Here is an 18,646-nt window from a genome sequence, read left to right as displayed (position 1 = left end):
GGCGCACTACGATTCCTGGCGGGACTATCTCATGACGCGAACTGATGACGTTGTGACATTGAGTTTCAAGTCTTTGGAAAAAATGGCCAGCTTACCGGCCTCGGCCCGGAAATACGATTGGTGGTGGGCCAACGAAGATCCCAAGACAACGACCCATGTCCAATGCAAGTCGTGGCAAGCGGCCGGATTTGACGCGGATGTCGATCGTGCCCGCGCCATTGTGACGTTCAAGCGCAAGACAGCACGAGGCTAAAGGCGGGATGCGCCAGTCATGCCGCAGCTGCGTCGAGGACGGATTTGCGGGTCTGGAGAGCCGTTCATGGATCTCGCCTCCAGACGTTCCGTCGCAGGAACAAAAGCTGCCGGCGCCGATTGATTTCTCGAAGGGACGGCAACCCGAAAGGATGCCGAACGATGATCGAACTTACGGTCTTGGAGATGGCGGTCGCACGGCAACGCGCAAAGCGAGCCGAGCACTCGCTGAAGCAAGCGACGGCCCTGCTCGATGAGGACCACGGCCTCGCCGTTAGTCTGGCCCTTTGCAGCCGCATACGAGCCGGCCAGGCACGGGCGAAAGCTGCTCGCCGTCGGCTGCTCAAGATCGTGCCGGCAGCTCACTGAGGAGCGACCGTCATGCAGATCGCCGATTTCGATACGGCATCGATGCATCACCACCAGCTATTCCGCGATGCCAAAATCGCGATGCTTACGCATCGGGTATTGTTTCACATGCAGTTAACAGCGACCTCAGTCGACGAAGTCGAAGAGGCCTTGGAGGAGTTCGCCGATGCGGCCACGCAGGAGAGGCCGGCGGCAGACTTTGCCAAGCTGGAAGCGGGCGAAACGCTCGGGTTCTGACGCCCATCGGCTCTCGGAGTACGTCAAAGGGTGGAGGCGTTTCGCCACATGGCGATCTCGCGGTGGCGACGGGTCTGAGCGACCATATCCGCTCGTACCGCGTGCCGAGTAAGTGTTTTGCGTTTTGAAGCTTTGACCATTGGCGAGAGGCGTTCCGAGCTGCACCAGCTAGTGCGTCTCCGCCTCCGGATTATGAGGCGGCTCGATGAGGTCGAGCGCTCTGCAGATCTGGTTCTGAAGGCAGCGGCCGAGGTGACCGAAGCTGTGTCGCTCGAGCGTGACGGGCCGATGAGGATGCCAAGGGCCAACTGGACGCTTGGTCTCTGAAAGCATCAGCCAGTCAGTCATTCCGACCCTCAGGAAAGCGGCGGCACCATTCCCCTTACAGCACGCCTGCCACCAAGTCGCCGGCCGGTGTACGCGTCGCGTCATGCGCAGAGTGGTGCTCGGCGAGGATGTATCTTCGGGCATCCGCTCGGCGGCCGATGGCGGGCCGCGAGATCACTGCCGCGACACGTGAAGAGGCCGTGGCCCGCGTGATCAGCGACGCTGTTGTAACGGAAGACTGGAAAGCCAGCGCCGACGAGAAATGGGTGAGAGTGGCGGATAGCGAGCGGGGTATCATCTATCGATTTCGAATCCCGGTTAAGACGGCTGAATAGCGGCGAATCGGTTCCAACTACGGAAAACTCGGGGGCCTAAGCCTCCTTCCATTTGACAAGGCAACCCAAAGAAAAACCCGCCGACCTAAGCCGACGGGTTATCTTCCCTCAAAACTGCTGTGCGCCCCTTCCCCGGATGGTCCGCCCGAAACCCAGGAAACCCAGCACAGGCCTTTCCTAATAGAATCTCAGGTAAAGCGCTGTAGCTCGGCCGCAACAGCTAGCTCGACTTATGAGGCAACGACGGCGAAGCCGCTACGACATGTGTGAGCGGCCCCAAGGTAGCCTTGACAGCGAGACAAGCTCTTCCTCACCCTCGATGCTGGCCATGAAGTTGGCTAGGATGCGGGACGCCAGAGCCTCACGTTGATCGGCAGTCTGGTCCTCATATTTCAGGCGGTCGAACACCCTTGCCAGGAACTCCAATTCGGCAGGCTCGAAAATTCCGGCCTCCTGTGCCTTCTGGCGAATTGGCATCGCAGTAGCTCCACTACTCTTCGCGTGCCGCAGATCCTCTTCGCCGCGCATGTTCTTCACGCGGCCGACTAGCCCGGATTGACCCATTGCGTCGCTGGCCGCTTCATGCCCTTCGGCGGCGACCCAGGACGCTTTTGCACCCGCTTCCATAGCCGTTCCCGCATCTCGCGATTCAAGGTGATGAAGGCCGATCCGACATAGCGCCCCGTGTTGCGCTCGGCCATAAGGGCAAATGCCGGTTTGCCGGGCTCGCGCTCAGCGCCGAGCAGATCGTATTCGTCGATCGCGTACGACTTGATCTTTAGCCATGCCGTTGAATTGCCGCCCCGATAAACCCTGTCCTTGTGCTTCGAAACCAAGCCTTCAAGCCCGGCCTGGTCGATGAGATCGAAGATCGATCTCGCGTGCGGGAGCTAGCTGGGGCTCCGGTTGAGCCAGGCGTGGAAGCCTGGGCGGGATACGTCCAGCGCCTCGCACAGCCACGCCACCGGTGCCTCGCGATGAAAGCGAACCTCATATCCTTCCCTCGCGGCGAAGGCTGCGGCCTTTTTAGGATGCCGCGCTCCGCCTTCAGCTTCGCCACTTCCTTCCGCAGCCGGTCGATCTCGAGCTGCTCCTGCTTCATCCGATCGTGGCCGGGAAAGTAACTTTGCGCGGCCAACGATGTTCCCGGCTAGTGGGGATCCTGCGAAACCGGAAACGACTGAGAGACGCTAATGGTGGCAGCATATACCACTTTCCGAGCCTCGTTCTGCACGGAAACCGTCATGGTTGAATCCAAATCGCTGGCGAACATTTCGTCGATAGCGATGTCATGGAGAGTCTTGAGCGCTTCTCGTCGCAACTCACTCCAATTGCCGAAATCGACCCAGGCATCTCCCAGAGATTGCCCGTCTCGCACAACCTCAAAGAGGTACTTCGACATGCTGCCATTTTGACACAAAATAGCTATAGCGGCATTCAAATTTGAGAGCCGGCTGTCTATTCCTTTAGGCCCGGGCGCAGAACCAGCGGACTCCGCACTGGCTTTTGTAGCAACGTGCCTGGGCAAATAATCGCGCTGCATCCCGCCTTCAGGATTTGCTCGTGTGCTTAACGGAGCGCTCTGCCGTTTCGATTAGCCAGAGCGACTCGAAGCGCATGCGGCGACGATGCACGCCGCCGCAACAGGATGCTAGCGCTATGAAATGACGGGGAAGATCAGGGTTATTGTCGTACCCGCGGCAGAGCTCTCTTGCTGGACATGGCCACCCATTTGCCGGGCGAGAGCCTGGATCAATTTCTGTCCCGACCCGCCGGGTCGGGGGTTTTGAATGCCGCGACCGTTGTCAGCTACGGTCAGGCGTGCCTCGCCGTAGCCGATCCCGGACTCAAGCTTGACAACGATACGCCCGCCCTCGGATCCGAAGGCGTGCTTGACTGAATTCATCGCAGCTTCATTCAAGATGAGACCGAGCGGCACCGCGCGTTCGATCGAGAGCTCGACCTCGTCGGCCGCGAGCTCGATCGTAGCAATTTCCACCTGCGTCTGCAGCGACGCGCAGAGCGCACGCAGGTAACCGGCGACATCCACCGTTCGAAGGTCCTGACTGGGTGCCAGCTGATCGTGGGCAAGCGAAATGGCATTAACTCGGTTAGCCACGTGTTCCAGGGCCCGGTGCGCCTCCGGGCTTTCCAAGCGCCGCTTCTGGATGGCTATCGAGGCCAGGATGAGCTGAAAGTTGTTCTTCACGCGGTGCTGCATTTCCCGCAACAGCACCTCGCGTTGTTGCGCCTGAACTAGATGTGAGCTTTCAGGAGGTTGTTCATTCGGTCCCGAGCGAGGAAGCTGAAGTTGCTGAAGCTTTAGCGATTCTCACAGGAGGACCGAATGAACATCCATAAGAATGCCCGACTGACGCCGCACGGTCGAGAGCGAGTTGTGGCTGAAGTGCTGCGCGGGCAGACGCCGCAGGCCGCCTCACGTGCCGCAGGCGTTTGCCCGCATACGGTGCGCAAGTGGGTTGCGCGCTATCGAGCCGAGGGTGTGGCCGGTCTGCAGGATCGTAGCTCTCGACCACGGCGTCTGTACCGTCCGACGCCGCCGCAAGTCGTTGCTCGCATCGAGGCCCTGCGCCGGGAGCGCAGGTCCGGAAAGCACATCGCCAAGGAGGTCGGCGTCTCGCCCGCGACGGTCAGTCGTGTACTCAGGCGCCTCGGCCTGAACAACCTCATGGCGTTGGATCCGCTGCCGCCGGTACGCCGTTATGAACGTGCCCATCCGGGCGAGCTGATCCACATCGACATCAAGAAGCTCGGCCGCTTCGAGCGGGTTGGTCATCGCATCACCGGCGATCGCACGGGCCAGAGCACCTGGCGCAGTTCCAAGCGCGGCGGTCCGGGTTGGGAGTTCGTCCATGTCTGCATCGACGATGCATCCCGCGTCGCCTTCAGCCAAATCAAACCCGACGAGAAGACGCGCAGCGCCATCGCCTTCCTCAAGGCTGCCATCGCCTATTACAGGGGCCTCGGCGTAAAGGTGACCCGCATCATGACCGACAACGGTAGCTGCTATATATCGAGAGTCTTCGCCAAGGCCTGCAAGCGATTGCATCTCAAACACATCCGCACAAAGCCGTATACGCCAAAGACCAATGGCAAGGCCGAGCGCTTCATTCAGACTGCCCTACGCGAGTGGGCATACGCCAGGGCTTACGACACCTCCGATCAAAGAGCTGAAGAGCTGCCTCTCTGGCTTCATCGCTACAACTGGCACCGACCCCATGGTAGCCTTAAGGCCAACACGCCCATCAGCAGACTCGCCTTGTCCGAAGACAACCTGTTGAGGCTCCACAACTAGAGCGGTGGTGGCTTCCACGTTGCTTCGGTCCACTTCTGGCTGCCGCATTACTGAAGCGACGAGGGCGGCAGCAGCTGTCATGAAGTCGACGGTATCTTCGCTGAAGTCGCGCGTGACCGAGGAATCCACTTCCAACACACCCCAAGCAGCGCCTTTGATCAGGATCGGCACGTTCGCCAGCGATTTGATGCCGTGTTCTTTCAGCACATCGGAAAAGACGTATTCGCTATCCTCGTCGGCGGCCGCGCCATTCACAATCACCAAAGGCTCAGCCGTCTGATAGGTTCGGCCAGGCGGTGATCGCAGATCCGCCGAAAAGATGGCGTTGCGCACAGTCCCCGGCCTCCATCCGAAGCCGGCCTCCATGAACAGGTCAGCCGTAGGGGGTCGGTAGCGAAGGATCTTTGCGTGGTCTATTTCAACGGCCCGGGCTACCTGCACACAAGCCTGATCGAGGAAGCGGCTGAGCGAAGCTTCCTCTCCCGCCATTCGGCCAAGGTCTACTAGAATGCGGACATGTCGGCGCAGCTTGGCTAGCTTTGCAGTAGTGTCCAATGACGTGGGTCCTTCGAGTAGAGTTGAAAGCCAACGCATGAACCGGCGTATTGCTCCAATGTCGCGCTCCGCTCTCTAATCGATGGACACGCTCCGCACATGCCATGATTGCAGCCGGTGGGCCAAAAGTGTGAGGGCTTTTCAGCGCATTGGGGAGCGCTGGTCCCTCAGCTCCATTCTGGTGTCTGCCGTATCGGGCAACTATAAGCGTCAAATCGAGCTTCCCTGCGGTTTGGCTTTCCAGACCGCGTCCAAGGCCGGCTGCATTTCGCCGAAGGGACCGGAGGCAGTTAGCAAGAGCGTGAATGACCGATCACAGTGGCGAGTGTTCCAGAAGTTGGATTAGAAGCGCTCTTCAAGCCACTGTGAACCACTTCGGAGCTCTCCCTGCCCATCAAACTAAATAGTTGGTCCGCTAAAGGCGCCACGAGCAGCGTCTTGGGCAAACACTATCCTGCAACCGCAATGCGGAAGGCCCGTCGTGGCGCTTTCTCAAAGCCGCGATGGAGCAGATCCATCGCCTGCAGATCCGCGAAGCTAGGGGCTCGAAGCTTCAGCGGCAAGGCTTGTTGATACCGTCCGCGACGAGATAGACGCCACAGTCGCCTTGGGGCGATTCGACTGCCGCGTAGACCTTCCCCGGGCCACGCGAGAACGCCGGTGATAGCCGCCCGTCCGTTACTCCACCGTCACCGACTTCGCCAGATTGCGTGGCTGGTCGACGTCGGTGCCCATGAACACGGCGGTGAAATAGGCGAGCATCTGGATCGGCAGCGCGTAGATGATCGGCGCAATAATCTCCGGCACCTCGGGCAGGATGATCGTCTCCATCGTCTTGATGCCGGCCTGCGCCGCGCCCTTGGCATCGGTGATCAGGATGATCTTGCCGCCGCGCGCCGCCACTTCCTGCATGTTCGAGACCGTCTTTTCGAAGATGCGGTCATGCGGGGCGATCACGATCACCGGCATGTTCTCGTCGATCAGCGCGATCGGCCCGTGCTTGAGCTCGCCGCCGGCATAGCCCTCGGCGTGGATATAGGAGATCTCCTTGAGCTTCAGCGCCCCTTCCATGGCCAGCGGGAAATTGGTGTCGCGGCCGAGATAGAGCACGTCCTTGTAGCGCGACAGCTCGCGCGAGATGCGCTCGATCTGCTCGTCGAGCTTCAGCACCTGAGTGGCGAAACGCGGCGCTTCCGAAAGCTCGCGCACCAGCTGCTTTTCCTGATCGGGCGAGATCGTGCCGCGCGCCACGCCCGCGCGGACCGCAAGCGCGGCCAAGACGGACAGCTGGCAGGTGAACGCCTTGGTCGAGGCGACGCCGATCTCCGGGCCGGCAAGCGTCGGCAGCACGACGTCGGATTCGCGCGCCATGGTCGATTCGCGCACATTGACGACGGCGCCGATCTTCATGCCGGCCTGGCGGCAATAGCGCAGCGAGGCAAGCGTGTCGGCAGTCTCGCCCGACTGCGAGATGAAGAAGGCCGCGTCATTGGCCGAAAGCGGCATTTCGCGGTAGCGGAACTCCGAGGCCACATCGATATCGACGGGGAGCCGCGCATAGCGCTCGAACCAGTATTTCGAGATCAGCCCGGCGAGATAGGCGGTACCGCAGGCCGACAGCGCCAGCCGGCCGATCCTGGCGAAGTCGAACGGCAGGTCGAGCGGCTTCGACTTGCCGGAAATGAAATCGACGTAATGCGCCAGCGTGTGCGAGATCACCTCCGGCTGCTCATGGATTTCCTTTTCCATGAAATGCCGGCGGTTGCCCTTGTCGACCATGAAGCTGGTCGACAGCGACTGCTGGCGCTTGCGGTCGACCTTGTTGCCGTCGATGTCGTAGATGGTCACGCCTTCGCGGCGCACCACCGCCCAGTCGCCATCCTCGAGATAGGTGATCGAGTTGGTGAAGGGCGCCAGCGCGATCGCGTCGGAGCCCAAAAACATCTCTCCATCGCCATGGCCGACGGCCAGAGGCGGACCGTTGCGGGCGCCGACGATCAGATCCTCGTCGCCCTTGAACATGATCGCCAGCGCGAACGCGCCGGACAGCCGCTTCAGCGCAGCATGCGCGGCTTCCACCGGCTTCAGACCCCTCGCGAGCTCGCGCGCCACCAGATGCGCCACGACCTCGGTATCGGTCTGCGAAGCGAATTTGTAGCCGTCGCGGGTGAGCTCGTCGCGCAATTCGGCGAAATTCTCGATGATGCCATTGTGGACGATGGCGACGCCGCTGGAAAAATGCGGGTGCGCGTTGGTCTCATTGGGCACGCCATGCGTCGCCCAGCGCGTGTGGCCGATGCCGATCGTGCCGTCGAGCGGCTCGTCCTTCAGCCGGCGCTCGAGATTGATGAGCTTGCCTTCGGCGCGGCGGCGACCAAGCTCACCATGCTCGATGGTGGCGACACCGGCCGAGTCGTAGCCGCGATATTCAAGCCGCTTCAGCGCATCGACGATGAGCGGCGCGACCTGGCGTCGGGCGACAGTTCCAACGATACCGCACATCGTACTTGCCTTCCCTTCAGCAGAAGATCGAGCTGGACATTCTGCGCAGATAATAACTCTGCCTCACAAGCAGCTGATCGTTCATTCGAAGGAACGCAACTGGGTCTGGGGACCTTTCGAAGTCCACTCAGTGACTGCGGCGCAGTCCCCAACCCACAAAGGGCTCCGACTTTTGCATTGTCAGACCTCCTGCAGGAATTCGGCGATCGCGAGCTGCCTGGCGAGGTCGCCAGACACAACGACCTTTGCTTGTCGGCGAGTTGTCATGCCAGCGGCGACTGGCAGAACCGCGGGCCGATTATTCAACGCATTTTAACATATGTTGCCGACCGAGGTCTGATGTGCCCGGGCATTGGTCCATGGTGTGAAACGATTAGGCCGCCGCGTCATTTGGGAGACGGTCAGAAACGTATCTCTCAATTCAGACTCCTGGCGGGCGGCCTTTCATTCCAGCCGCCGCGACCGTCCGGGGCGATAGGAACCGTGAGGCAGGGGTGCCAATTCCTCAATATCTAAACGAACAGACGCTCAGCTTTGAATGTCCGCGATGCCACCATCTCATCGCGAGGAAGGGCTCATGGTTCAAGGTCATCTCCACATTCGAATGCCCGGCCTGCGGTGCAACGTTGCGTCTTGGCTATCCAGAAAAGCTGCGAATTTTTGAGCGCCACAAGCACCTCATTGCTCGACCAGCTGACCGTTGACAGGTCCAGTCAACACCGGCGGAGCCGAGGTCGCTTGGCGCGACCATCGTCTGTTTGCACGGCGATTACATTCCCAGGTATTGATAGTTTCAATCTAGCCGACCTTGCCCAGGGTCGGTTAGGCCCGACGGTTCGCCGAACGCACCCCAACGTCGTAACTGTCGGGCCGCCCAGCAGGGCACCATCGCCGATTGTATTCCTAATCTTAGAAGCAACTTCGGAGCGAAATCTCCCGCTGGATATAGGCAAGACCATCGAACACTGCATCCCACAGCTGGTACCCGAACGCCGCCTGGTTGCCCAGGCCGCGGACACCGACTACTTGGATGCGCACTTCGTGTGATATTCAGATGCTCATGCCAACCGAAGCTTTGGCTTCAGTATTCGGCCCGCCCAAGGATCTATGTTGAGACCGCTGCGCATGGCGCAAGGCTGCTCCTACGCCTGATAGAATTCCCGATACCATTGAACGAAACGCGGAACTCCAATCTCGACGGGGATCGTGGGCCTGAAGCCAGTTGACTTCTCTAGTGAGGTGACGTCCGCGGAGGTAGCAAAAACGTCGCCGGGCTGGGGGGGCATGTGGTTGCGGTTGGCCTTTTTGCCAAGCGCACCCTCCAGAACTTCGATCAATCGGTTAAGCTCAACTGGGGAGTTTCCGCCGATATTGTGTATTCTGAAGGGTGCGTTGCTGCTTGCCGGATCAGGTGCCGCGCTACTCCATTCTGCATTGGCTCTCGCGGGCTGTTGCATCACGCGGACCACACCCTCGACGATATCATCGATATAAGTGAAATCACGTTGCATGTTGCCATGATTGAAGACGTCGATCGGCGCGCCGGCAAGTATGGCCTTCGTGAAGATGAACAGGGCCATATCCGGCCGGCCCCATGGTCCATATACGGTGAAGAACCGCAGTCCCGTCGTCGGGAGCCTGAGAAGATGGCTGTAAGAATGCGCCATCAGTTCGTTGGCTTTCTTGCTGGCGGCGTACAGACTCAGTGGATGGTCGGCGGAATCTTTTTCCGAGAAGGGCATACGTGTGCTGCCACCGTAGATCGAGCTCGACGATGCGTAGACCAGATGACGAACAGAAGCGTGGCGGCATCCCTCGAGGACATTGAGAAACCCTTTGAGATTGCTTTCCCCATACGCGTGCGGATTTACGAGCGAGTAGCGCACTCCGGCCTGTGCCGCGAGATTGACGACGATCTCGGGATCGACTGAGCCGAACAGCGCCGAAATACGGGTCCAGTCCGCGAGATCGGCGTGCTCAAACTCAAAATGCGGAAATTCTAGCAGCCTATCGAGCCGGGCGCGCTTCAGGTTGACGTCGTAATACTCGTTCAAGGAATCGAGCCCGACGACTTTCCAACCGTCGCAAAGCAGCCTCCGGCAGAGATGAAAGCCGATAAATCCGGCTGCTCCAGTGATCAGAACGGGCCTGCTGACGGTCATGCATATCCCAAAAGCTTACAAGTCGGACCAACCTCACGAGCGTTTCGCATTTCACGTCTGTTGAACACGAGACGCATCATCAGAATGATCGATGAAAGTTTCGCCACGCAGATCGATAACCGGAACATCACTCTTAGCTCAGGCAAGCCATGCTCCCGGCGTACTTGAAGGCAACTGTGGCGGATCACGACCTTGATGAGGCACCTCTTGCCCTTGAGGACTCCAGGTGGACTGACGTGGCTGCCTACGCACTGGACGACGGCGGACCGATCCTGCGCCCATATTCGCCTTTGCCAGGGGAATTTGCGGAAATCGGGATCGCTCATCATCTTGAGACCGTCGTAAGGCGATACCCCGACAAGGTCGCGATCCATGATGGCTCGGAGCAACTGTCATATTCGGCGCTCGGCGCGGCGGTTGAAAAGCTGTCGCGGCGCGTTGCAAGGTCTGCGGCGCAAGGCAGCCCGGTCGGTATCTGCCAGCCAAGTTCCGTCTGGAACGTCGTTGCCATGCTCGCAACGATTGCCGCCGGGCGGATTTCAGTGCCGCTGAACGCAAAGGACCCTGACGCCCGGATCCTGGAGATTGTGTCAGCGGCCAGGCTTTGCGCGATGCTGGGACTGGGCCGCAGGCCCGGCGACCTGCCGGCGGACGTCGAATGGATTGATGTGGGCGCCGACGCGGACGGTGACCTTTTGGCCGCGCCGCTTCCCTCGCCCCGCGTCGATCAGCCGGCGATCATCCTTTATACGTCGGGCAGCACGGGGCGTCCCAAGGGCATAGTCAACAGCCAGCGCGCCCTGCTTTGGCGTGTGCAACAATATGTCGATGCATGTCACATCAACTCGGACGATGTCTTTCTTCCCCTGACAGGCCCGGCCACGATTGCCGGCTGTCGCGAAATTCTTGCGGCCGTCCTGACAGGCGCCACCTTGCAGCTCGTCGATCTGGAAGCGATTGGCCTGCGCGGCGTTTGCGCCAGGATCAAGGACCAGGGCACCACAGTCACCTACCTGGTGCCGGCTTTGCTTCGCGCGCTCCTGTCCAGTTCTCCCGTCGAAACGTTCAGTTCGCTGCGGGTCGTGCGGGTCGGCGGCGAGAGAGTCCTCTGGAGCGATATTGCGCTTCTGCGCAAAGCAGTTTCGCCAGGTTGTCTTGTCCAGATTGGCTATTCGTCGACAGAGACCACCGGATCACAGTGGTTCTTGCCCCCGCAACCGGCAGACGCCGAGGCGGACGTGCCGGTTGGGCGTCTGTTGCCGGGCATAGCCTTTGCGATAGTGAACGAGCAGGGACGTGCCGCACTCGCCGGCGAGACAGGCGAGCTGGTGATAAAAAGCCCTTATGTGCTTCTCGGGCACTGGGAAAATGGCGCCGTCCTTCCCGCTGAGCCCGACCCCGTTGACCCCAACCAACGGATTTTTGCCACCGGCGATCTTGTACGATTGGGTGGTGATGGCCTGTTGAGGATCATTGGCCGAAAGGGTCGCCAGATAAAGATCAACGGCCGCCGCATCGAGCCAGCCGAACTCGAGAGGGTAATGCGATCGGCCTCATTCGTTCAGGAAGCAGTGGCGGTAGTGACGGAGACAAACGAGCTTATCGCGTTCGCAATCCCGAGTGATGCTGCCGGCCCAGGTTTCACAGACGATCTTCGCAGGCTGATTTCAGATGCGTTGCCTTCGCCCTTGCGGCCGCTGCGACTTCACCGCGTGGATCAGATTCCCCGCCTTAGCGGCGGAAAGGTTGACCTGGCGAAACTTGCGAAAATGGACCATCTGGCAAGGAAGCCGACGACCATTGCCGATCCGCCAGGTCCTGGAAATGACTTCAAAACACGCCAGCTGGTGGAAAAGGCGTGGCGCAAGGTTCTCAACACACACGTAGCAGCAGGGCGATGGGACGAAGCCGGAGGGGACTCACTGAAACTGCTGCATTGCGTCATGGAGATCGAGACGCTCATCGGCCAGGAACTGGGCCTTGAGGGCTTCACCGTTTCGATGACCGCGGATGAGATGGTCAGGGCGGTCGTCGCGGCGCAGGCAGCCTCTTTCGGTAAAGCCGCCCCGGAGCATGATCCGCCGCTGCTTTTTCTGTTTCCTGGATCTGTCGGTTACGGTCCAAGCCTTGCCGCCTTCGCATCGGCGATGCGGGCGACCGCAAAGGTCGTACCGGTTCGCTACCCCGGTCTCGCGATGATCCTCAAGGGTCAACGCGACCTGGCAAGCATGACGGATGCTGCGGTCCAACAGATCAACCGTGTCCAGCCGTCGGGGAATGTCCGGCTACTTGGCCACTCGCTGGGAGGGGCGGTTGCAATGGAAGTCGCCGCCCGCCTGCTCGAGGCCGGCAGGCCCGTGAAGTTCGTGGGGATCCTGGATACCAGCCTCGAGGGTGAGCGCAGCCGCATTTGGGATACGGTCGCACGCACGTTGCGCAGACTACGCTCCAACCGTATCTCGTTTTATCGCGTTGCCTGCCGCGCACTCGCGAAGATCACGGTCAGAATGGGTCATGAAAGCCGTCTTGCCGACGCTATCGACCGTTACACCGACGGCCAGTTCAACGGGGCTTGCTTCCGCATCAAGCTTGAGCTGCAGGAGGTGCTGCGGGCTCAGGCGTTCTTCCGCTGGCTGAAGGAACCTAAGCCAGCACTTCCAATCCATGGCACGCTGTTTCGCTGCGCCCGCCCGGGCATGTCCCTCGCCATCGGATGGGATCGGGTGTTCTGCCAGCTTCAGGTTGTTCCAGTCGTCGGCAGCCACATCGATCTGGTCGTCGAGCCACATGTTGCAACCAACCGACCGCTGATCGAGAAGGCCGTTCTAGAGACCTATACGGGGATCGAAAGGCTTCGACTGGGGGGCTAGCAAGCATGATTTCGAAATTCACAAGGCAAGCATTGGACTTGGATGCCGCGACAGAAGCGGACCGCATCATTTCATCGACGCGCGAACAGGTTCTGGTCACGCTTCGGCGGCGCGGCGTGGTGGTCGGGCTGTCGGGTGGCATCGACAGTTCCGTCGTCGCATCCTTGTGTGTACGCGCCTTCGGCAAGGAAAAGGTGTTTGGCATACTGATGCCGGAGCGAGACTCCTCGGGGGACTCGCTGAGGCTGGGACGTGTCATCGCGGCCCAGCTCGGCATCGCCACTCTGGTCGAGGACATTGCCCCGGCGCTCGATGCCATAGGCGCATACCGCCGGCAGAGCGAGGCGATCCGCTCCGTCGTTCCTGACTATGACGAAGGTTGGAAATGCAAGCTGGTGCTGACCTCCATTCTGGAAAGCCAGGGCCTCAACATCACCCGTCTTACGGTTCAAGATCCAAATGGGAGGACCAAAACGGTCCGGCTGCCTCCGGCAGCCTACCTGCAGATTGTTGCCGCGACCAACTACAAGCAGCGCATCCGCAAGATGACCGAGTACTACCATGCGGACCGTCTCGGTTACGCTGTTGCGGGTACACCCAACCGGCTCGAATACGACCAGGGTTTTTTCGTCAAGCAGGGGGACGGCATCGCCGACGTCATGCCGATCGTGCACCTTTACAAGACACAGGTCTACCAGTTGGCTGAATATCTCGGGGTGGACGAGGAAATCCGCCGCAGGCCCCCGACCACCGACACGTTCTCCCTGGCGCAAAGCCAGGAGGAATTCTACTTTGCTCTGCCTTACCATCTCACCGATCTGTGCCTTTACGGCATGAACCATGGGATAGGAGCCGACGAGGTAGCGGCGGCGGCGGGCCTCACCGGCAGCCAGGTCGAAAAGGTCTTCAAGGACATCGAGGCCAAGCGCCGGGGAGCGCGTTATCTGCACTCTCGCCCTTTGCCATCCGTTCCGATGGACGTGGACTGAGCCGATGTGCGGGATCGCGGGAATATTGGCGCTGAACGCCACGGCGAAGCCGCCTTCCCGGGAGGCCTTGCTACGCATGGCTGCCGCGGTTTCCCATCGCGGTCCAGACGAGCGGGGGCTGTACCGTGACAGACGTGCCGGCCTGGCGCATGCCCGTTTATCCGTTGTCGATCTCCAGCACGGCCAGCAGCCGCTTGCCGATGCAGAAGGCCTGACTTGGATAGTGTTCAACGGCGAGATCTTCAATTACCTCGAGTTGCGGGACCGGTTGATCGCTCTTGGCCATCGGTTTCGCACCCGCTCCGATACCGAAGTCGTCCTGCATGCCTATCAAGAGTGGGGACAGTCCGCGTTCGAACGATTGAATGGCCAATGGGCTTTGGCGATCTGGAACGCGGTTTCTGGGCGCCTGGTGCTGTCACGCGATCGCTATGGCATCTGCCCGCTGCATTTTTGCGAGCACGGCGGCCACCTTTTCTTTGCAAGCGAAATAAAGGCGATTTTCGCGTCAGGGGCCTCCATACCGCGCAGCCTTGACCCGGCGGGCCTTAACCAGACCTTCACCCTGTGGGCGGCTGTCGCTCCGCAGACCGTATTCGAAGGCATCCGCGAAGTTCGTCCTGGGCATGTCCGCGTCTACGACAAGGGCGTGGCGCACGAACAGGCATTCTGGCAACCGCGCTTTCCGAAAATTGGCGACCAGGACGAGGATCGGTTCAGAGGCTCCTTGAATGAAGCCGTCGAGGTGGTGCAGGCGGCTCTGGAAGCCGCGACGGCCTCGCGAATGACGCAGGCCGATGTTCCGGTCGGCTGCTATCTGTCTGGTGGGCTCGACAGCTCCCTTGTCGCGAAGCTCGGAAGGCGCTTCGCCGGTGAGCGTTTCCACACCTTCTCGCTGCGTTTCGCCGACGCCGAATATGACGAGACCGATTTCCAGCGTCTGGTTGCCGCGCGGACGGCAAGCGAGCACCACGAAATCGTCGTCTCGCGGGGCGACATCGCAGATGTCTTTCCGGAAGTGGTCCGCCACGCGGAGCGGCCAATCCTCCGAACCGCTCCGGCGCCGCTCTTCCTGCTTTCGAGACTGGTCCGCGAACGCGGGATCAAGGTGGTGCTGACCGGGGAAGGCGCCGACGAGATGTTCGCCGGCTACGACCTTTTTCGCGAAGGCAAGATTCGCCGCTTCTGGGGACGCCAGCCGACGTCGACGAGGCGCGCGCTCCTGCTTCAGCGGCTTTATCCTTATCTCTCGCGGTCTCCCGTCCATGAGCAGGCGCTGGCGCGGCAATTCTTCGGGCGCAACATTGCTGCTCACCAAGCGCCTGGCTTCGCGCACGACACGCGCTGGCGCACGACGAGTGCAATCAAGCGATTGTTCTGCCCGGATATATCCGCCGCCGTGGAGCGCTGCGACGCCGTGACCGAACTGCTCTCGATGCTGCCGCCAGAATTTCGCCGCTGGAATACCCTCGCTCAGGATCAGCACCTGGAGATCCAAACCTTGATGTCGAGCTACCTGCTTTCCGCGCAGGGCGACAGGATGTTGATGGCTCACTCCGTCGAGGGCCGCTTCCCCTTCCTGGACGATAACGTCGCTGCCCTGGCAAACAAACTCCCGGACGCTTACAAGCTGCACGGCCTTGATGAAAAACATGTGCTGAAGCGCATGGCGGCGCCCCTCCTGCCGCTGGAAGTCGTCGCCCGAAAGAAGCAGCCCTATCGGGCTCCGAATGCGCTAAGTTTCTTCGCCAGCGGCGCGCCGGCTTACATCGGCGATGCATTGTCCGAGACGGCACTGCGTGCAGCTGGCGTCTTCGACCCCAATTCGGTGACCAGTCTGGTCAGGAAGTGCCAGGCCAAAACCGGCGGCGGCGATATGTCGAATACCGACAACATGGCTCTGGTGGGAGTGCTGTCGACGCAGCTTCTCCATCAGCAATTTGTAGCGGTCCGGCCCGATGGCGCAGTGGTGCCGGACCTAAGCGTCGATGTCGACTATGAGAACAGGCAAAGGGTGCCAGCGTGATCCACGATGCTGTACCGCTCTTGCAAGACTATCTCGTCCGGTCGGCCGGCCGCCTTGCCGACAAGGTGGCGTTGGTCTGCAACAGGCAACGCCTCACCTATGCCGAAATCGATGAGCGTTCGAATGGAATCGCATGCTATCTGGCGACCGCTGGCGTGCAACGCGGCGACCGCGTGATGATCTTCGCCGACAACACAGCGGAGACGGTCATCAGTTTCTGGGCGGTGCTGAAAGCGAACGCAGTCGTGTGCATCGTCAACCCGCTCACCAAAAGCGCCAAGCTTGATTATCTGCTCAATGACTGCCGCCCGGCGGCGCTGATCACCGACCAGCATCTGCGCTCGGTATTCAGTGGACCTGCGCACACGTGTCGATCGTTGCGCCAGGTGATCGTGTCAGGGCCGATCCAGGAGGACGAGCTCAGCCGGTTGCCCAGCGCCGTACGCTGGGAAAAGGCCGCCGAAAGAACGTCGGCTGGTCCGGAACGCAAATCGATTGACATCGATCTCGCCGCCATCGTCTACACGTCCGGATCCACCGGCGAGCCCAAAGGCGTGATGCTGACGCACCGCAACATGACCGCCGCATGCACTTCGATCGCGTCATATCTTGAGCTTCGCGAGGACGAAGTCATTCTCAACGTCCTGCCTCTCGCCTTTGACTACGGTCTCTATCAGATGCTTATGGCCTTCCGCGCCGGCGCCCGGCTGGTTCTCGAGCGCTCCTTCGCCTTTCCGGCGCGGATCCTTCAGATCGTCAAAGACGAGAAGATCACCGGCTTTCCCGGCGTGCCCACCATCTTCGCGTCGCTGGCGGAACTGAAGTCGCTGAAGAACCACGACTTTTCGAGCATCCGCTATGTCACCAACACGGCCGCCGCACTGCCGCTCAAGCATATCGCCATGCTCAGGGAGCTGTTTTCGGGCGCCAGGATCTATTCAATGTACGGGCTCACCGAGTGCAAGCGCTGCACTTATCTGCCGCCCGAGGATCTCGCGCGAAAGCCGCTGAGCGTCGGAATAGCTATCCCGAACACCGAGATGTGGATCGTCGACGACAAGGACCGACGGGTGGAGCCCGGCAACGTCGGCCAGCTCGTCATCCGCGGCGCGACGGTGATGAAAGGTTATTGGGGCAAGCCGGAAGAGACCGCCACGCGGCTGAAGCCGGGTCCCTTGCCGGGCGAGCTAGTGCTTTACACCGGCGACTACTGCCGCATGGACGCCGAGGGCTATCTTTACTTCGTCGGCCGTGGCGATGAGATCATAAAATCCCGGGGAGAAAAGGTTTCCCCAAAGGAAGTCGAAAACGCGCTGGTGAACATTCCAGGCGTCAAGGAGGCTGCCGTGGTCGGCGTCCCCGATGAACTTCTGGGCCAAGCTGTCAAAGCCTTCGTAGTGCTGGAGCAGGGCGAGCGTGCAGGTGAGCGGCAGCTCCAGATGGAATGCCAGAAGCGGCTCGAGAACTTCATGGTCCCAAAATCCATCGTCATTGTATCCAGCCTGCCAAGGACGGAGACAGGAAAACTCAAGAAGGTTGCGCTTTTGTAGCCGCGTCGAGGTGCACACCGTATTTAGTTTTAACCGGAGAGCGGATTATGGATGCGATTTCGGCAACGAAGTTCGAGGGCGAGATTTACACCAGACAAATCCGCGATTTTCTGGCGTCGAACTTTTACATCGCCGACGTAAAATCACTCAGCGCCACGCAGTCGCTGCTCGACCAGGGCATTGTCGATTCCACCGGCGTGCTCGAGGTCATCGGCTTCATTGAAGAGACCTTTGGCATCATGGTCGAAGACAGCGAGCTACTGCCGGAGAACCTCGATTCAATACAGGGAATAGCGCAGTTCATCGCCCGCAAGAGAGCATGAGCCGGTGAATGTTGCGTCAGGCAAGCTTGGCGTTCGGCGCTTCGGTGAGGAGCCGGACCCAGGCAGCCTGCCCAGATCAAGACGACAAAGCCGCCTCTGAACTTCCTGGAATCACCGGTTCTAAATCCGCGGTTTCGCGTATCCAAGCACGACACGCGCCTCGCCGGCACGGTTGCTGACGGTGCGAACGCCATCATAGCTCCTGCTGCGCTCGAACAGACCTGCGACCTGACGTTCCTGGCCCAGTCCTACCTCGAACAGAAGCGCGCCACCAGGTCGCAGATACCGATGCGCATCTTTGACCACGCGCATGTGGATGGCGATGCCGTAGGGTCCGGCCGCGAAGGCTTCACGCGGCTCGAGAGTGATCAGATGTGAACGGTCGCCCTCTAGCCGTTTGTCAGAGATGTAGGGCGGATTGCAGACGACAACATCGATCGAACCTGGAGACACCAGGGCGGACAAGGGTTCGAAAAGATCGCCCTGCATGACCGACACGCGGTTGGCCAATCCGTGATGGGAGACGTTGCGGCGCGCCACCTCGACACAACTATCGGTAAGATCGCTGGCCCAGACCTGCGCCGTGGCAACATGATGGCCGATGCCACAGGCCAGATTTCCGGCGCCGCAGCACATATCGACGACACGCGGCGCCGGCAGCTTCATTTGGCGCAAAATGTCGACCGCGGTCGAGCCAAGCAGCTCCGTCTCCGGCCTCGGGACAAGGGCGCCTGAGGAAACCAGCATCTCCACGCCCATGAAGATGGTGCTGCCTTTGCTGTAGGCGTGGGCGACGTCGATATCCTCGCTCAAGACCTGCCTCCATCCTAGAA

15 protein-coding genes and 3 pseudogenes are annotated in these 18,646 nt (G+C 60.4%); 9 read left to right on the top strand and 9 right to left on the bottom strand.

The annotated features are described in order from the left end of the window. Positions 1 to 31: 31 nt before the first annotated feature. The 3 genes from E5X34_RS15955 (at position 32) to E5X34_RS15945 (ending at position 858) form a co-directional block, all read left to right on the top strand. Complete coding sequence (locus E5X34_RS15955; protein WP_292566415.1) at positions 32 to 253, top strand: hypothetical protein; 222 nt, start codon at positions 32 to 34, stop codon at positions 251 to 253. 161 nt (positions 254 to 414) lie between these two features. After that, complete coding sequence (locus tag E5X34_RS15950; protein WP_292566412.1) at positions 415 to 621, top strand: hypothetical protein; 207 nt, start codon at positions 415 to 417, stop codon at positions 619 to 621. 12 nt (positions 622 to 633) lie between these two features. Beyond that, a complete protein-coding gene (locus tag E5X34_RS15945) occupies positions 634 to 858 on the top strand; it encodes a hypothetical protein (RefSeq protein ID WP_292566409.1) in 225 nt (74 codons plus the stop codon). Between the two features lie 917 nt (positions 859 to 1,775). On the opposite strand, the gene E5X34_RS32900 is transcribed toward E5X34_RS15945, so the two are convergent. The 4 genes and pseudogenes from E5X34_RS32900 to E5X34_RS15925 all read right to left on the bottom strand — a co-directional run bounded on the left by E5X34_RS32900 (position 1,776) and on the right by E5X34_RS15925 (position 3,741). After that, positions 1,776 to 2,147, bottom strand: coding sequence for a hypothetical protein (locus E5X34_RS32900; protein ID WP_366664879.1), 372 nt, complete (start codon positions 2,145 to 2,147; stop codon positions 1,776 to 1,778). 266 nt (positions 2,148 to 2,413) lie between these two features. After that, positions 2,414 to 2,640, bottom strand: a pseudogene (locus tag E5X34_RS15935) (IS3 family transposase); the annotation flags it as partial. A gap of 30 nt (positions 2,641 to 2,670) precedes the next feature. Beyond that, positions 2,671 to 3,063 carry a hypothetical protein gene (locus E5X34_RS15930; protein ID WP_292566406.1) on the bottom strand — a complete coding sequence of 131 codons (393 nt, stop codon included), beginning with the start codon at positions 3,061 to 3,063 and terminating at the stop codon, positions 2,671 to 2,673. 114 nt (positions 3,064 to 3,177) lie between these two features. Then, positions 3,178 to 3,741 (bottom strand): sensor histidine kinase, encoded by a 564-nt coding sequence (locus E5X34_RS15925; RefSeq protein ID WP_292566601.1) that lies wholly within the window; start codon positions 3,739 to 3,741, stop codon positions 3,178 to 3,180. Positions 3,742 to 3,867: 126 nt separating this feature from the next. Between E5X34_RS15925 and E5X34_RS15920 the strand changes: the two genes are divergently transcribed. Then, positions 3,868 to 4,836 (top strand): IS481 family transposase, encoded by a 969-nt coding sequence (locus E5X34_RS15920; RefSeq protein WP_292566403.1) that lies wholly within the window; start codon positions 3,868 to 3,870, stop codon positions 4,834 to 4,836. 105 nt (positions 4,837 to 4,941) lie between these two features. Here E5X34_RS15920 and E5X34_RS15915 read toward each other — a convergent pair. The 4 genes and pseudogenes from E5X34_RS15915 to E5X34_RS15900 all read right to left on the bottom strand — a co-directional run. After that, positions 4,942 to 5,277, bottom strand: a pseudogene (locus E5X34_RS15915) (GAF domain-containing protein); the annotation flags it as partial. Between the two features lie 563 nt (positions 5,278 to 5,840). Then, positions 5,841 to 6,034: pseudogene (locus tag E5X34_RS15910) on the bottom strand (hypothetical protein); the annotation flags it as partial. A 35-nt stretch (positions 6,035 to 6,069) separates the two neighbouring features. Next, positions 6,070 to 7,893: a glutamine--fructose-6-phosphate transaminase (isomerizing) gene (glmS, locus tag E5X34_RS15905; RefSeq protein ID WP_292566400.1), complete on the bottom strand. Its 1,824-nt coding sequence runs from the start codon at positions 7,891 to 7,893 to the stop codon at positions 6,070 to 6,072. Positions 7,894 to 9,035: 1,142 nt separating this feature from the next. Further along, positions 9,036 to 10,055: an NAD-dependent epimerase gene (locus E5X34_RS15900; RefSeq protein ID WP_292566397.1), complete on the bottom strand. Its 1,020-nt coding sequence runs from the start codon at positions 10,053 to 10,055 to the stop codon at positions 9,036 to 9,038. Between the two features lie 236 nt (positions 10,056 to 10,291). On the opposite strand from E5X34_RS15900, the gene E5X34_RS15895 reads away from it, so the two are divergent. Genes E5X34_RS15895 through E5X34_RS15875 form a run of 5 tightly spaced genes read left to right on the top strand, consistent with a single transcriptional unit; the run spans position 10,292 to position 17,813 of the window. Continuing rightward, positions 10,292 to 12,925 (top strand): AMP-binding protein, encoded by a 2,634-nt coding sequence (locus tag E5X34_RS15895; protein WP_292566394.1) that lies wholly within the window; start codon positions 10,292 to 10,294, stop codon positions 12,923 to 12,925. A gap of 5 nt (positions 12,926 to 12,930) precedes the next feature. Beyond that, on the top strand, positions 12,931 to 13,914 hold the full coding sequence (nadE, locus tag E5X34_RS15890) for an NAD(+) synthase (RefSeq protein ID WP_292566390.1): 984 nt from the start codon (positions 12,931 to 12,933) through the stop codon (positions 13,912 to 13,914). A 4-nt stretch (positions 13,915 to 13,918) separates the two neighbouring features. After that, positions 13,919 to 15,940, top strand: coding sequence for an asparagine synthase (glutamine-hydrolyzing) (asnB, locus tag E5X34_RS15885; RefSeq protein WP_292566387.1), 2,022 nt, complete (start codon positions 13,919 to 13,921; stop codon positions 15,938 to 15,940). Next, positions 15,937 to 17,490, top strand: a complete 1,554-nt coding sequence (locus E5X34_RS15880; protein WP_292566384.1) for an AMP-binding protein — start codon at positions 15,937 to 15,939, stop codon at positions 17,488 to 17,490. Before asnB ends, E5X34_RS15880 begins: the two co-directional genes overlap by 4 nt. Before the next feature lie 47 nt (positions 17,491 to 17,537). After that, the gene (locus tag E5X34_RS15875; RefSeq protein ID WP_126060838.1) at positions 17,538 to 17,813 is read left to right on the top strand and encodes an acyl carrier protein; all 276 of its coding nucleotides are present in this window, start codon (positions 17,538 to 17,540) and stop codon (positions 17,811 to 17,813) included. Between the two features lie 120 nt (positions 17,814 to 17,933). Here the strand turns inward: E5X34_RS15875 and E5X34_RS15870 are convergent, their stop codons facing one another. After that, on the bottom strand, positions 17,934 to 18,626 hold the full coding sequence (locus E5X34_RS15870) for a class I SAM-dependent methyltransferase (RefSeq protein WP_292566381.1): 693 nt from the start codon (positions 18,624 to 18,626) through the stop codon (positions 17,934 to 17,936). Positions 18,627 to 18,646 lie beyond the last annotated feature (20 nt).

The sequence above is a fragment of the Mesorhizobium sp. genome, from assembly GCF_004963255.1.
Taxonomy (GTDB): Bacteria; Pseudomonadota; Alphaproteobacteria; order Rhizobiales; family Rhizobiaceae; genus Mesorhizobium.
The sequence above is the reverse complement of the archived record's forward strand: the minus strand, read 5'-3'. Positions and strand labels throughout refer to the sequence as shown.